Origin of the sequence: Flavobacterium sp. LC2016-23, assembly GCF_009674775.1 — a bacterium.
GTDB lineage: Bacteria > Bacteroidota > Bacteroidia > Flavobacteriales > Flavobacteriaceae > Flavobacterium.
In genome coordinates, this window is sequence record NZ_WKKE01000012.1 from 26,064 (window position 1) to 40,999 (window position 14,936).

At 35.1% G+C, this 14,936-nt stretch carries 14 protein-coding genes; 8 read left to right on the plus strand and 6 right to left on the minus strand.

The genetic code is table 11. From position 1 onward, the window contains the following. The first annotated feature begins 71 nt into the window (after positions 1-71). Positions 72-971, plus strand: coding sequence for a patatin family protein (locus GJU43_RS11645; RefSeq protein WP_154340930.1), 900 nt, complete (start codon positions 72-74; stop codon positions 969-971). A 124-nt stretch (positions 972-1,095) separates the two neighbouring features. On the opposite strand, the gene GJU43_RS11650 is transcribed toward GJU43_RS11645, so the two are convergent. Next, positions 1,096-1,617 carry a hypothetical protein gene (locus tag GJU43_RS11650; RefSeq protein WP_154340931.1) on the minus strand — a complete coding sequence of 174 codons (522 nt, stop codon included), beginning with the start codon at positions 1,615-1,617 and terminating at the stop codon, positions 1,096-1,098. Between the two features lie 123 nt (positions 1,618-1,740). Between GJU43_RS11650 and GJU43_RS11655 the strand changes: the two genes are divergently transcribed. The 3 genes from GJU43_RS11655 (at position 1,741) to GJU43_RS11665 (ending at position 5,703) form a co-directional block, all read left to right on the plus strand. Beyond that, positions 1,741-2,508 (plus strand): TSUP family transporter, encoded by a 768-nt coding sequence (locus tag GJU43_RS11655; RefSeq protein WP_154340932.1) that lies wholly within the window; start codon positions 1,741-1,743, stop codon positions 2,506-2,508. Positions 2,509-2,658: 150 nt separating this feature from the next. Then, entirely contained in the window at positions 2,659-4,995 is a 2,337-nt protein-coding gene (locus tag GJU43_RS11660; RefSeq protein ID WP_154340933.1) for an ATP-dependent helicase, read from the plus strand. 87 nt (positions 4,996-5,082) lie between these two features. Then, entirely contained in the window at positions 5,083-5,703 is a 621-nt protein-coding gene (locus tag GJU43_RS11665) for an L-threonylcarbamoyladenylate synthase (protein WP_132036854.1), read from the plus strand. A 191-nt stretch (positions 5,704-5,894) separates the two neighbouring features. Here GJU43_RS11665 and GJU43_RS11670 read toward each other — a convergent pair whose 3' ends face one another. The 3 genes from GJU43_RS11670 to GJU43_RS11680 are packed head-to-tail and all read right to left on the minus strand — an operon-like array spanning position 5,895 to position 8,250. Next, on the minus strand, positions 5,895-6,728 hold the full coding sequence (locus tag GJU43_RS11670; RefSeq protein ID WP_154340934.1) for an OmpA family protein: 834 nt from the start codon (positions 6,726-6,728) through the stop codon (positions 5,895-5,897). 32 nt (positions 6,729-6,760) lie between these two features. Further along, the gene (locus tag GJU43_RS11675) at positions 6,761-7,780 is read right to left on the minus strand and encodes a glycosyltransferase family 2 protein (protein ID WP_154340935.1); all 1,020 of its coding nucleotides are present in this window, start codon (positions 7,778-7,780) and stop codon (positions 6,761-6,763) included. A 20-nt stretch (positions 7,781-7,800) separates the two neighbouring features. Then, the gene (locus GJU43_RS11680) at positions 7,801-8,250 is read right to left on the minus strand and encodes a type I restriction enzyme HsdR N-terminal domain-containing protein (RefSeq protein ID WP_154340936.1); all 450 of its coding nucleotides are present in this window, start codon (positions 8,248-8,250) and stop codon (positions 7,801-7,803) included. A 95-nt stretch (positions 8,251-8,345) separates the two neighbouring features. On the opposite strand from GJU43_RS11680, the gene holA reads away from it, so the two are divergent. The 4 genes from holA (at position 8,346) to ettA (ending at position 11,762) form a co-directional block, all read left to right on the plus strand. Next, a complete protein-coding gene (gene holA, locus GJU43_RS11685; RefSeq protein WP_154340937.1) occupies positions 8,346-9,350 on the plus strand; it encodes a DNA polymerase III subunit delta in 1,005 nt (334 codons plus the stop codon). Positions 9,351-9,418: 68 nt separating this feature from the next. Continuing rightward, complete coding sequence (locus GJU43_RS11690; RefSeq protein WP_057122980.1) at positions 9,419-9,601, plus strand: CAL67264 family membrane protein; 183 nt, start codon at positions 9,419-9,421, stop codon at positions 9,599-9,601. A 33-nt stretch (positions 9,602-9,634) separates the two neighbouring features. Further along, a complete protein-coding gene (locus tag GJU43_RS11695) occupies positions 9,635-10,024 on the plus strand; it encodes a four helix bundle protein (protein ID WP_370455602.1) in 390 nt (129 codons plus the stop codon). Between the two features lie 46 nt (positions 10,025-10,070). Continuing rightward, complete coding sequence (ettA, locus tag GJU43_RS11700; RefSeq protein WP_154340938.1) at positions 10,071-11,762, plus strand: energy-dependent translational throttle protein EttA; 1,692 nt, start codon at positions 10,071-10,073, stop codon at positions 11,760-11,762. Positions 11,763-11,927: 165 nt separating this feature from the next. Here ettA and GJU43_RS11705 read toward each other — a convergent pair whose 3' ends face one another. Both GJU43_RS11705 and GJU43_RS11710 read right to left on the minus strand, forming a co-directional pair. Continuing rightward, entirely contained in the window at positions 11,928-12,341 is a 414-nt protein-coding gene (locus GJU43_RS11705) for a thiol-disulfide oxidoreductase DCC family protein (RefSeq protein ID WP_154340939.1), read from the minus strand. A 428-nt stretch (positions 12,342-12,769) separates the two neighbouring features. Further along, positions 12,770-14,935 (minus strand): DNA mismatch repair protein MutS, encoded by a 2,166-nt coding sequence (locus GJU43_RS11710; RefSeq protein ID WP_154340940.1) that lies wholly within the window; start codon positions 14,933-14,935, stop codon positions 12,770-12,772. Position 14,936 lies beyond the last annotated feature (1 nt).

Sequence of the window (14,936 nt, forward strand, 5' to 3'; positions counted from 1 at the left end):
GGCTAAGTCTATTCTCTTGACTCTATATTCTTGGCTCTGTTTTCCAAAAAAAAAAAAATTACAATAAACTTATGAGAGCATTGGTTATTTCTGGCGGAGGCAGTAAAGGAGCATTTGCTGGCGGCGTCGCACAATATTTAATAGAAGAAAAAAAGCATGAGTACGATCTCTTTTTAGGAACTTCAACCGGAAGTTTGTTAATTCCGCATTTGGCTCTTGGGCATATAAAAAAAATCCACTGGGTTTACACCAATGTTACCATGTCTAAAATCTTTAATATTTGCCCTTTCGTTGTGAAAATTAAAGATGGAATTGATATTGTGACGATCAACCATTTTAATGTTATACGTCAGTTTTTCAAGGGAAAAAGAACCTTTGGTGAAAGTAAAGGTTTGCAGAAATATATCAAAAACAATTTTTCGATATCCGATTTTAATAAACTCAAAAAGCTCAACTCTGATGTTATTGTAACGGTTACGAATTTAACCAAAAACGAAGCAGAATACAAATCGGTTAAAGATTGTACTTACGATGAATTCTGTGACTGGACCTGGATTTCCAGTAATTATATTCCGTTTATGAGTCTGGTGACCAAAAACAATTATGAATACGGGGACGGTGGTTTTTCGAGTCTGGTACCCATTCGCGAAGCCATCAATCGGGGTGCCACCGAAATTGATGTTATTGTATTGGAAACCGAAGTTAATATGGATAAAATGGTTATTGGTAAAAATCCGTTTTCACTGATGATCGATTTGTTTCGAATTGCCTTAGATCAGGTTGAAAAGCATGATATTGCGATTGGGAAATTAATGGCCAACAATAAAAACGTGAAACTCAATTTGTATTATACGCCGACAAAACTTACCAATAACGCTTTGATTTTTAATAAAGAAGTGATGAAAGAATGGTGGGAACAGGGGTACGAATATGCTCAGAACAAATCAGAAATCATGAGTGATAACAAGTAGTTTGAATACCTGGGAAGAAAAATTTACTTACTGTCATCATTCAAAAAAAAAAGCAGGAATCCATAAATGGGCTCCTGCTATAGTATTATAGAAGTCTATTTTGTCTGCAGTAATGCTCAGGGTTCTACCACAATTCAGAAACCTCATTTTTAATGTATCCCAAAGCAGCATTACTTGGAGATTGTTTTTCTAATAAGTCATTCAGAATTACTTCACGCAATTTATCCGCACTTTCAACGCGTTCGCTCATTGCAGCTTTACGAATAATTTGTATTGTGGAGTTTTTAGCTGTTGTGATAATAGTCCAGCATTCGTCAGACATATAAATCTGCTGGGTCAGATTGTGTTCGAATTCCTGTTCAATCTGATCGATTACAAAATTTTCATAATCATGTTTTTCAGTAGAAATAGGCGCAATTCTGATTAATAGTTTCGTTAAGTTGATGCGCTCCAAATACAAAGTCATGCGTTCGTAGGCCTGTAAACGAATTGGCAGCGATTCGCTGTGGGCTTGTTTGTTTAATAAAAAAGCACGTTTTCTGTCGTTGTTTTTAATATGTAATTCAAAAAAACTGTAGGCCACAAATCCCGTAACAATGGCGGGTAAAGTATAACTTGCTAATTCTATAATTCTTGTAAAATCCATTTGAGTAATTTTTTAGCAAAAATATACTTTTTGAGGAGAAATCCACTTTAAAATTATTGTAATAAACAAAATGGAATTCTACTTTTGTGCACAATTCTTTAAACCTACTGATAAACAACAGAAATGGAATCATACATCATTATTTTACTTTGCTTAGCTGCTTTTGCTGCAGGATTTATTGATGCCATTGTTGGAGGCGGAGGATTGATTCAAACCCCAATGGGATTGATCTTATTGCCTAATTTACCGGTTTCTACGGTTATCGGGACTTTAAAATTACCGGCTTTCAGCGGTACGGCATTTGCAGCTTTTCAATACCTGAAAAAAGTAGTAATTCAGTGGAAATTATTGTTAATCATGATGTTTCTGGCAGTTCCTTCAGCCTTTTTGGGTTCTGCGATACTGACCTATGTAAGTAATGATTTTATGAAACCGCTCCTGCTGGTAGTTTTGTCACTTTTGTTGATTTACACTTATGCGAAGAAAAATTTCGGGCAGCATGTGGCTAAAGAACATTCCGATAAGACACAAATTTTATATGCGGTTGTAATTAGCATAATTGTTGGTTTTTACGACGGATTTATTGGTCCCGGAACGGGAAGTTTTTTGGTAGTGGCTTTCATAGCCTTAATGGGTTTTGATTTTCTGCACGCTTCCGCGAATGCTAAAATGGTCAATCTGGCAACGAATTTCGGTTCGATTTGTTTGTTTATTTCCAAAGGGAAAATAATCTGGGCAATCGCATTGCCAATGGCGGCAAGTAACGCATTGGGAGGCTGGATGGGCGCTAAATTGGCCATTAATAAAGGAAACGGCTTTATCAGAATTTTCTTTTTGGTGGTAGTAATCGGTACTTTGATCCGCTTTGCGTACGATGTTTTTTATAAGTAATCTGACGGTATATCGGGTTGCCCGACAGGCTGCATTTTTCAAATTATACCAATCTTAAAAGCAGACTGTCTTCGTATCTTCATCATAGCCACTTAGTCACTTTCTTTTTCCATCTTTAATTCTTATTTTTGCATAAACAGAAAAAAATTCATGCATAAATATATTGACCAGCTAAACGAAGCGCAAAGAGAACCCGTTCTGCAAAAAGACGGGCCAATGATTATTATTGCTGGTGCAGGTTCGGGAAAAACACGTGTTTTAACCATTCGAATTGCCTATTTGATGCATCAGGGTATTGACGCTTTTAATATTTTGTCACTTACTTTTACGAACAAGGCAGCTCGTGAAATGAAGCACAGAATCTCTGATATTGTGGGACCGACCGAAGCAAAAAATCTTTGGATGGGAACATTTCACTCGATTTTTGCCCGTATCCTTCGTTCAGAATCAGAACATTTGGGATACCCTTCCAATTTTACCATTTATGATTCACAGGATTCGCAGAGACTGATTTCTTCTATTATAAAAGAAATGCAACTGGATCGTGATGTCTACAAACCTAAGCAGGTTTTAGGCCGAATTTCAAGTTATAAAAACAGCTTAATTACGGTAAAAGCCTATTTCAACAATCCGGAATTGCAGGAAGCCGATGCTATGGCTAAAAAGCCAAGGTTAGGAGAAATCTACCAACAGTACGTAGACCGGTGTTTCAAGGCCGGAGCAATGGATTTTGATGATTTATTATTGAAAACCAATGAATTATTAACCCGTTTTCCTGAAGTTTTATCCAAATACCAAAACCGTTTCCGCTATATTCTGGTGGATGAGTACCAGGATACGAATCACTCTCAGTATTTGATTGTTAGGGCATTATCCGATAAATTTCAGAATATTTGTGTGGTAGGAGATGATGCGCAGAGTATTTATGCTTTCCGTGGTGCGAATATCAATAATATTTTGAATTTCCAGAAAGATTATGAAGGCGTAAAAACCTTTCGACTGGAACAAAATTACCGCTCAACGCGAAATATTGTAGAAGCTGCAAATACGATTATCGATCACAATAAAACTAAGCTGGATAAGATCGTTTGGACAGCCAATGATTTTGGTCCAAAAATAAAAATTCACCGAAGTCTAACTGATGCCGAAGAAGGTCGTTTTGTAGCCAGTACCATCTTCGAACAAAAGATGCAAAATCAACTGCACAACGGGTCTTTTGCTATTTTGTACCGTACCAATGCGCAATCGCGTGCCATGGAAGATGCGCTGAGAAAACGTGATATTCCCTATCGAATTTATGGAGGTTTATCCTTCTATCAACGTAAAGAAATTAAGGATGTGCTTTGTTATCTGCGCCTCGTGATTAATCCGAAAGACGAAGAAGCCCTGATTCGTGTAATCAACTATCCGGCACGTGGAATTGGGGATACAACCGTTGAAAAACTAACTATTGCCGCCAATCATTACAAAAGATCGATCTGGGAAGTAATGGTCAATATTGATAAAATTGACCTGAAACTGAATTCCGGAACAAAACAAAAGCTAAACGATTTCGTAACCATGATCCAGAGTTTTCAGGTAATTGATCAGAATCAGGATGCTTTTTATATTACTGATTATGTAGCGAAAAAAACCGGTTTAGTTCAGGAACTTAAAAAAGATGCTACTCCCGAAGGAATGGCTAAAATTCAGAATATTGAAGAACTTTTAAACGGTATAAAAGATTTTACGGAAGGTCAGAAAGAAATTGATGGTGCCAGAGGAGCTTTGTCTGAATTTATGGAAGACGTAGCGCTGGCAACAGATTTAGATAAAGATACTACCGATGAAGATCGTGTCGCTTTAATGACCATTCACCTGGCAAAAGGACTTGAATTTCCCCACGTTTTTGTGGTCGGAATGGAAGAGGATCTGTTTCCGAGTGCCATGAGTATGAGTACAAGAAGTGAACTGGAAGAAGAAAGACGTTTGTTTTATGTAGCACTGACCCGTGCAGAACATCAGGCCTATTTGACTTATGCACAATCACGATACCGCTGGGGAAAACTAACCGACAGCGAACCATCACGATTTATTGAAGAAATTGATCCGCAATATTTAGAATATTTAACACCGGCAGAAAGCAATTACCGCTATAAGCCTATGATTGACAGCGATATTTTTGGAGATATTGACAAATCGAAACTGCGATTGGCAAAACCGGTAGGAGGAACTCCGCCGAAATATATAACAGACAATGAACCGAAACCGGATTTGAATATCCGAAAATTAAAACCAGTTGCCGGTACCAACCCAAATTCCGGTGCTCCCAATTTATTTGACAATAAGCTGACTGTCGGTAATATAGTGATGCACGAGCGTTTTGGAAAAGGAGAAGTGATTAATCTGGAAGGCGTAGGACCGGATAAAAAAGCAGAGATTAAATTTGAAGTTGGAGGAATCAAAAAACTTTTGCTGCGATTTGCCAAACTGGATGTTGTTGGATAAATAATGTTTTAAGTTTCAGTTTTCAGGTTGTTTTTGACTACCTTCAAACATGAAACCTGAGACAAATTAAACTTTTAAACAAAAAAAATGGCAGAATTTATAAAAATATATCCCGATAAACCCAGTGAAGCTGCAATTGCCAAAGTTGTAAAAGTGCTTCAGAACGGTGGTTTAGTAATTTACCCGACAGATACCGTTTACGGTTTAGGTTGTGATATTACAAATTCAAGAGCTTTGGAAAAAATTGCAAAAATTAAGGGTGTAAAACTGGAAAAAGCAAACTTCTCGTTTATTTGCCACGATTTAAGCAATTTATCAGATTATGTGCGTCAGATTGATACAGCTACTTTTAAGATTCTAAAAAGAGCTTTACCCGGGCCGTATACTTTTATTTTACCGGGAAATAATAATCTCCCAAAAGAGTTCAAAAAGAAAACAACAGTTGGTATCCGTGTTCCCGATAATAATATTATTCTGGAAATTGTTAGGCAATTAGGAAATCCTGTTGTGTCTACTTCCATCCGGGATGAAGATGATGTAATTGAATATACTACTGATCCGGAATTGATTTTTGAAAAATGGCAAAACCTTGTAGATTTGGTTATTGATGGTGGTTACGGAGATAATGTAGGTTCGACGATTATCGATTTATCAGAACATGAACCGGTAATTGTAAGGGAAGGAAAAGGCGACATAGGAATTTTGTAAAAAAAAACTGAAATTGTGTAATAATAAAAAAATAATACTTAACTTTAATATCAGTTAAAATTTAGTTAGTTAATTGAAAATAATGCTATTCTTGATTTATATTTAATTGGTTATTAAAAAAGTTAAGAATACATAAAAGCAGGTCTAATGACCTGCTTTTTCTGTTTTTATAATAAAGAAAACGGTATTTTTTATTTCGCCTGTTTTTTCATTTCTTTTTCGATCATATCATAGAACTGATCGATTTTTGGCATAACAACAATACGTGTTCTTCTGTTACGTGATTTGTTTTCAGGAGAATCATTTGCTACTAAAGGTACATATGAACTTCTACCGGCAGCAATTAATTTTGCAGGATTAACACCTAAATCATTTGTTAAGACACGAACGATTGAAGTGGAACGTTTAACACTTAAATCCCAGTTGTCTAACAAAACACCATTACTTTTGTAGGGTACATCATCGGTGTGACCTTCAACCATACATTCGAAATCCGGTTTGTCGTTTACTACCTTAGCTACTTTTGCTAAAACTGATTTTGCTTTATCACTTACGTCGTAACTACCACTTTTGAATAGTAATTTGTCAGCAATAGAAATAAAAACCACTCCTTTTTCTACGTTGATTTCTATATCCGGGTCGTTGATTCCAACTGCTCCTTTTAAACTTGTTACTAAAGCTAACGTTACACTGTCTTTTTTAGTTAAAGCGTCTTGTAATCTCGATATTTTTAAATCTTTTTCTTTTAAACTTTCTAAAGATTTTTCAAGATTTTCAGCACCTTTTGTAGTCAGTACAGTTAAGTCTTTTGAACTGTTTATTAAATCCTGATTATGTTGTTTATAACTTTCTGCCGTAGCCGCCAATCCTGCTTTTTCTTCTAAACATGAATTAAGTTTTACAGTACAAGAATTTAATAAGTCCTGAATCTCTTTGTTTTTAGCTTCCAAGGCTGCATATTCCTTTTTAGAAACGCACGATGTTAAAGCCATTAATACTGATAGTGCAATTACTATTTTTCTCATAATTTTAATTTAATTAAACGTTGATTACAAATTTAGTTTTTAATATTTTTAATTCTGTTAAAGATTTCTTTAAATACTGTCAATTTCTCTACGTAATACAAGTAAACGATACTTTTTACGCTATAGTATTGTTGCATCTGAAAATCTTTTCTTTTTCTTGTGTACTTTAAAGATATGCAATAAAACGAAAGATGTGCTTTCAAAATGGCAAAAGTATGTTTGATTTTTCCCTGTGTAAGAAAGCGTACAGCCGCAATTCCATCCAGAATCATTCGGGTGAAAATCACAAAGAAAAGCCCTTTTTTGGGTAGATTTTTGACAAGCATTAATAGCGAATTCCTGAAATTTAAATAGGTCTTTTTCGGATTTCCCTGCTGTAAAGTGGCTCCGCCAACATGATAAACAGTAGATTGGGAATTGTACTTAATAATGTATCCTTCGTTCAGGGCACGCCAGCACAAATCGATTTCTTCCTGATGGGCAAAAAAGGTTTCGTCAAACCCGCCTAATTCGTGATAGACCTGTTTTCGTATAAAAAAGCAGGCTCCGGAAGCCCATGATAGTTCGCAATTATCATCATATTGGCCCTGATCTTTTTCGATGGTTTCAAAAATACGGCCACGACAGTAGGGATAGCCATATTTATCTATGAAGCCACCAGCGGCGCCGGCATATTCAAAATATTCTTTATTTTTAAAGTCAAGAATTTTGGGTTGTATAATAGCTGTCTGATTTTCAATCTCAAAAGTCTCAATAATAGGTTTCAGCCAATTTTCAGTTACTTCAATATCAGAATTGACCAAAGCATATATTTCAGCATCAACATGTTGTAAAGCATCATTATAACCTTTTGCAAAGCCATGATTACCGCTATTTTGTATAATTTTAATACTTGGGAATTTTTCTTTGACAAAATTTACAGAATCGTCAGTTGACGCATTATCTGCAACATATATAGTGGCTCCTGCTGAAAATCGAACTACAGATGGTAAAAATTGTTCTAACAATTTTACCCCGTTCCAATTTAAAATGACAACTGCTATTTTATCCAAAAGTATTTTTTTATAATTTTTTAAATCTGCTTGTAATCGGGTAGCGATTGTAAAAACTGATATTTTTCGTTTTCAAAATCCATCTGACAATAAAAATGATTCAGACCGTTGGTAACGTTCAAAAACCGTGCCTTCATTGTCATATTATAACGTGCAATCTGATCAAAAGTGGCCTGCGAAATTTTTACTTCAGGAGCTTTGCACTCTACTAATATATGTATAGAACCGTCAGAATTAAACACAACAACATCATAACGTTTTCTCAATCCGTTGACTGTGAGAACTTTTTCTACATTGATGAGCGACTTCGGGTATTTTTTTTCATTCATTAAAAAATGAACAACATGCTGGCGAACCCATTCTTCCGGGGTAAGAATGATAAATTTTTTCCTGATTTCATCAAAAATAGACACTTTATTTTCGCTATTTTTGAATCGGAAAGTATAAGTAGGGAAATTTAATCTTAGCATAAAGCAAAAATATAAAAATGGTTTCAAGTTTTAGGTTTAAAGTTTCAAGTTATTGAAACAAGTACCTGAAACTTTAAACCTGAAACAAAATTTTAATGGACGAAGTTGTAAAAATTGTTAATGATATAAAAGCCGGAAATATTAAACCAATTTATTTTTTAATGGGGGAAGAACCTTATTATATCGATAAATTGTCGGAGTATATTGAGCAGAATGTACTTTCAGAAGAAGAAAAAGGGTTTAATCAGACCGTTTTGTACGGAAGAGATGTTTCTGTTGAGGATATCGTTTCTACAGCCAAGCGCTATCCTATGATGGCGGATCGCCAGGTTGTTATTGTTAAAGAAGCACAGGATTTGTCCAGGACGATTGACAAAATTGAGTCTTACGTCAATAACCCAATGGAAACTACTGTTTTGGTTTTTTGTTACAAATATAAAACACTTGATAAACGCAAAAAAGTTACGAAACTACTTGCTCAGAATGGAGTGGTTTATGAGAGTAAAAAATTATACGAAAATCAGGTCGGCGACTGGATCAAGAGGGTACTCGCAGGAAAAAAATATACCATTGATCCCAAGGCTAATGCGATGTTAGTAGAATTTTTAGGGACTGATTTAAGTAAAATTAATAATGAACTTGAAAAATTACAGATTATTTTGCCTCAGGGAACTGTAATTACACCCAGTCATATTGAAGAAAATATAGGTTTCAGTAAGGATTATAATGTTTTTGAACTTCGTAAAGCAATTGGAGAACGAAATGAGTTAAAAGCCTATAAAATTGCTGAAAATTTCGCACATAATCCTAAGGAATATCCACTGGTAATGACAACAGGATTGGTTTTTGGCTTTTTTATACAGCTTTTAAAATACCATGGACTAAAAGATAAGAACCCTAAGAATGTTGCTGCGGCAATTGGCGTAAATCCTTATTTTCTAAAAGAGTACGATTTGGCTATAAAGAACTATCCGATGCGAAAAGTGAGTCAGATTGTGGGTGCGCTGCGTGATATTGATGTAAAAAGTAAGGGAGTTGGAGCTAATGCTTTATCGCAATCGGACTTGTTAAAAGAAATGCTGTACAAAATATTTAATTAAGCCATGAAAATTCACGATATTTGCCTTTCCGAAAAAAATAAACGACATTAAAAATTAATTAATCAATTATGGGAATGAATAAAAATACCGTTCTAGGATGGGCAACTTTTATAATGGTACTTATGGGATTATTACTTATAGGTCTTGGAGCTTTCAGGTACAGTGATGTATCCGGCTGGGGATTTGTAGCAGTAGGTGTGGGTTTTTTTGCTAATGCCTGGGTTTTTAATGCTTTGAAAGGGAGAGTTTAGTTGGTAGTTTGTTGTTTATAGTTTGTTGTTGTTGTGGCGAGAATAAATAAATTTGAAGATTTAGAAATTTGGCAAAAAGCTAGAGAATTATGTCAATATGTTGAGTTATTGATTCAAACAACAACTTTAAAAACAAATTATTCACTTAAAGATCAAATTGAAAGAAGCTCAGGATCTGTAATGGATAATATTGCAGAAGGTTTTGAAAGAAATGGGAATAGAGAATTTATACAATTTTTGAGTATTGCAAAAGGTTCAGCCGGGGAAGTAAAATCGCAATCTTACAGAGCTTTTGATAAAAAGTTGATTTCAGAAGAACAATATTTGAAATTAAATGAAATGACTGAAATAGAAAAAAATAAAATAGGAGCAATGATGAATTATTTAATGAATTGTGAAATCAAAGGACTTAAATTTAAATAATTTACCAATAAATTAATAACAATAAACTAATAACAATAAACATAATATGTCAGACGATAAGAAAGTAATTTTCTCAATGCAGAAATTGAGCAAAACCTATCAGGGAGCAGACAAGCCGATTCTTAAAAATATTTACCTGAGTTTCTTTTACGGTGCAAAAATTGGTATTCTTGGACTTAACGGTTCAGGAAAATCTTCTTTGTTAAAGATTATTGCAGGAGTTGATAAAAACTATCAGGGAGATGTTGTTTTTCAACCTGGATATACTGTAGGGTATTTAGAACAGGAACCAATTCTTGATGATTCTAAGACGGTGATCGAAATTGTTCGTGAAGGCGCTGCTGAAACTATGGCAGTTTTAGAAGAATACAATCAAATTAATGATTTGTTTGGTCTTCCTGAAAATTACGAAGATCAGGACAAAATGGACAAATTAATGGATCGTCAGGCTGCTTTACAAGACAAAATTGATGCTCTTGGTGCCTGGGAAATCGATACTAAATTAGAAATTGCAATGGATGCGTTGCGTACTCCGGAAGGTGATACGCCTATTAAAAATCTTTCAGGAGGGGAGCGCCGTCGTGTAGCTTTATGTCGTTTGTTATTACAACAACCGGATGTATTGCTTTTGGATGAGCCTACCAACCACCTTGATGCGGAGTCTGTACTTTGGTTAGAGCAGCATTTGGCACAATATGCAGGAACTGTAATTGCGGTAACGCACGACAGGTATTTCCTTGATAATGTAGCAGGCTGGATTTTAGAGCTTGATAGAGGAGAAGGTATTCCGTGGAAAGGAAATTATTCTTCCTGGTTAGATCAAAAATCAAACCGTATGGCACAAGAGGAAAAGGTAGCTTCTAAACGCAGAAAAACATTAGAACGTGAGCTGGACTGGGTTCGTCAGGGAGCGAAAGGACGTCAGACGAAACAAAAAGCGCGTTTACAGAATTACGATAAATTATTGAACGAAGACCAAAAACAACTGGATGAAAATCTGGAAATTTATATCCCGAATGGTCCGCGTTTAGGTACCAATGTTATCGAAGCCAAAAATGTAGCCAAAGCTTTTGGAGACAAATTGCTGTATGATAATTTAAACTTCACTTTACCACAAGCCGGAATTGTTGGAATTATCGGACCAAACGGTGCTGGTAAATCAACCATTTTCAAAATGATCATGGGAGAGCAAAAAACGGATAGCGGAGAATTTTCTGTGGGTGAAACGGTAAAGATCGCTTATGTAGATCAATCACATTCTAACATTGATCCGAATAAATCTATTTGGGAAAACTTTGCTGACGGTCAGGAACTAATCATGATGGGTGGAAAACAAGTGAATTCAAGAGCTTATTTATCACGTTTCAATTTTGGTGGCGGTGAGCAGAATAAAAAAGTATCCATGTTGTCAGGGGGAGAACGTAACCGTTTGCACTTAGCAATGACATTGAAAGAAGAAGGAAATGTACTTTTACTGGATGAGCCAACGAATGATCTGGATGTAAACACACTTCGTGCACTGGAAGAAGGTTTGGAGAATTTTGCAGGTTGTGCCGTAATTATTTCACACGACAGATGGTTCTTAGACAGAATTTGTACGCACATTTTAGCTTTCGAAGGAGATTCTGAAGTTTATTATTTTGAAGGTGGTTTCTCTGAATACGAAGAAAACAAAAAGAAACGTTTAGGTGGTGATTTAACTCCAAAACGTTTGAAATACAGAAAGTTAATTAGATAATAATTTCTAAATAAATTTCAAATTTAAAAATCCCAAATTCCAATTTTGAAAATTGAATTTGGGATTTTTTATTGGTTTTATTGGATTGACGTATTTTTTGTTCTTACTGCCCTGAAGAATTGGAATTTGGAATTTAAAAGATTAGAATTTTAAAAGAATTGGAATTTAAAGAAACTTTGCCTTCAACTCCGGAGTAGGAATCATGCAGCTTTCTTTTTTGCCGTACCACTTGTATCTGTTTTTGGCAATATAATCATAAAGGTAATTTCGGAATTTTTCAGGAAAAATTTTAAAAACGAAAGCTAAGCTATAGATTCCACCTAAATCTTCGCCAATTTCAAGAACAGCCGAAGATTTGTAATAATAAGCAACACCAGGATGGTACAAAATAATGCTGTCAATTTTAGTCTGATCAACACCAATATAATTACAAATGGCAATTCCTAATTCAGATTGCAAAGCCACAAACCTAAAAATATCTTTTTTATCATGACTGATGATAAACTGAACGGCGCCATTGCATAAATTGCAGACTCCGTCGAAGAGGATAATTTTTTTGTCTTTTGGAAGGTCTTTCATTTGGAAAATTTCAAGTTTAAGATTTAGAGTTTTTAAGCTTTGTCAAAGTTTAAAACTTTGACAAAGCTTGCCTGTAGTTTGTCATTTCGACGAAGGAGAAATCACACCAGTAATTCCATACAGAATATCATCAGTCTTTTTCGAGCTGCGCGTGTGATTTCTCCTTCGTCGAAATGACAAGATTGCGGGTGATCTTTCCATCAAATAAAAAAGCTTTTTCAAAACTATTTTTTTTGTTTATAAAAATAGTTTTTTGCATAGATTTTACAAATCAAAAACAACCTTCATAAATAAGTTTTAAGCGATTTTTTTAAATTTTACAAATTCGTTTATAGTTCTCAAGCAGATGCTTGTTTAAATCGCCTTATTTTAATTTTACCTAATTTTCACTATTTTAAAACTCAAAAACTGCGACTCAAAACCGAAAACTACTTCTTACCCGCTTCAACAAATTCCAATTCATCCAGACTTACTTTCGAAGTAAAGATGCCGTAATTTACTGTTGCCTTATTTTTTTCAATTGAATCGATACTACCAACAGATCTTCCATCAAGCATTCTTACGCGGTCACCCACTTTTAGAATTGGTTTAGGTTTTTCGATAACAGGTTTGAGTTTCTTTTCTTTTTTCTCTTTTCTGATTTCTTCGACCTGAACGGTTATTTCGGCAATAACTTCTTTCTTTTTTTCGATTATAGCTTTTGCTTCTTTTGGAGTGGCTTTTTTACGTTTCGAATTTTCAATTTCAATTATTTTCAAAAATTCGCCAATCAGTTCTTTTTTGTTTTTGTTGTTAAAATATTTCTCAGAGATGTCTTCTATTTTTTGCCCAATGTAAATGGTCTTTTGGTTGCTGTCATATAATTCCTGATAGCTTTCCAGTTTTTGCTTGATTTTTACATTGATGTTTTCCATCTTTTTGCTTTCCTCACGCGCCCGGGTTTCTTCTTCTTTTAGATTGATGGAAGTTTTTTCCAGCTTGGAACGCTCTTTCTGCAGGGTCGCAATCGTTTTATCGAAACGGACTTTGCCGACTTCAATTTTCTTTTTCGCACGATTAATCAATCCAAATGGGATTCCGTTTTTCAAGGCCACTTCAAAGGTAAAGGAACTTCCGGCCTGACCAAGGGCCAGTTTATACATAGGTTCAAGCGATTTTTCGTCAAACATCATATTGGCGTTTGTAGCAAAAGGCAATTCGTTGGCGAGAATTTTGAGATTAGAATAATGGGTCGTGATAATTCCGAAAGCTTCACGATGATAGAATTCTTCCAGAAAGATTTCCGCTAAAGCACCTCCCAATTCAGGATCAGAACCTGTACCGAATTCATCAATCAGAAACATGGTTTTTTTATTACACTTTTTCAGGAAGTAATTCATGTTTTTTAATCGATAGCTGTAGGTACTTAAATGATTTTCAATGGATTGATTATCTCCAATATCCGTTAAGATTCTGTCAAAAAGAAAAGTTTCGCTGCGTTCGTGTACCGGAATCAGCATTCCGGATTGTAACATCAATTGCAGTAAGCCTACTGTTTTAAGTGAAATTGTTTTTCCGCCTGCATTGGGTCCTGAAATAACAATGATTCGGTTATCTTGTTTTAATTCAATAGTTTGCGGGTGGGTGATTTCGTTTTTCTGCTTGTTATTGAGATACAAAATCGGATGATAGGCTTCTCTGAAAAATAATCTTCTTTCTTCCGTAATTGTTGGCAGAATTCCGTTGATTCTGTTGGCATATTTTGCTTTTCCTGCCACCACATCAATATCACTTAAAAACTCCTGATATTCAATTAATAAAGGTAAAAAAGGACGAATTGCATTTGATAATTGTTTCAAAATTCGCATAATTTCCTCTTTCTCTTCGTATTCAAGATTTGCTAATTCTCTTGAATATTGTAAAGTTGCTTCAGGTTCGATATAGGCAATACTTCCGGTTTTGGAACTTCCTAAAATAGAACCTTTTACTTTACGGCGATACATCGCTAAAACCGCAAGAACTCTGCGGTTCTGAACAAAACTTTCTTTGATATCGTCTAAGTAACCAAGACTGTTGTTGTGCGTAAGGGCAACTCCAAAACTCTGGTTTACTTTACCACGAACGATGTTCATATTTTGTCGAATGCTCAAAAGAGCAGGTGAGGCATTGTCTTTTATTTCGCCATATTTGTCTACAATGGCATCAATTAGCGTTACAATATCTTTTGTGTATTCTACTCTTGAAGCTCTGGCATTTAAATTCGGATAATAGTCATCGAATTTTTTAAGGAAATTCAGCAGAAAATTCGAGGTTGACGAAAGTGTTGCAATTTTCCTGAAACTGCCTACTTCCAGAAAACTGTCTTCTATGGCCAGAAATTTAATTTCGTGCGTTATGGCGTCAAAACCATGATTTGGAATTGCGTTATTATTCTGGAAAGACGAAACATATTCTGATGTCTGCATCAAAGCCTGCATCAAAGTTTCCTTGTCTCTAAACGGAGTTATATGTAAAGCTTTTTCCTTTCCAATGTCGGTATTGCAACCAGCTGAAATGGTTTCGAGTACGGTTGGAAATTGTAAGTCTTGTAATGTTTTTTCGGTAATACTGATCATT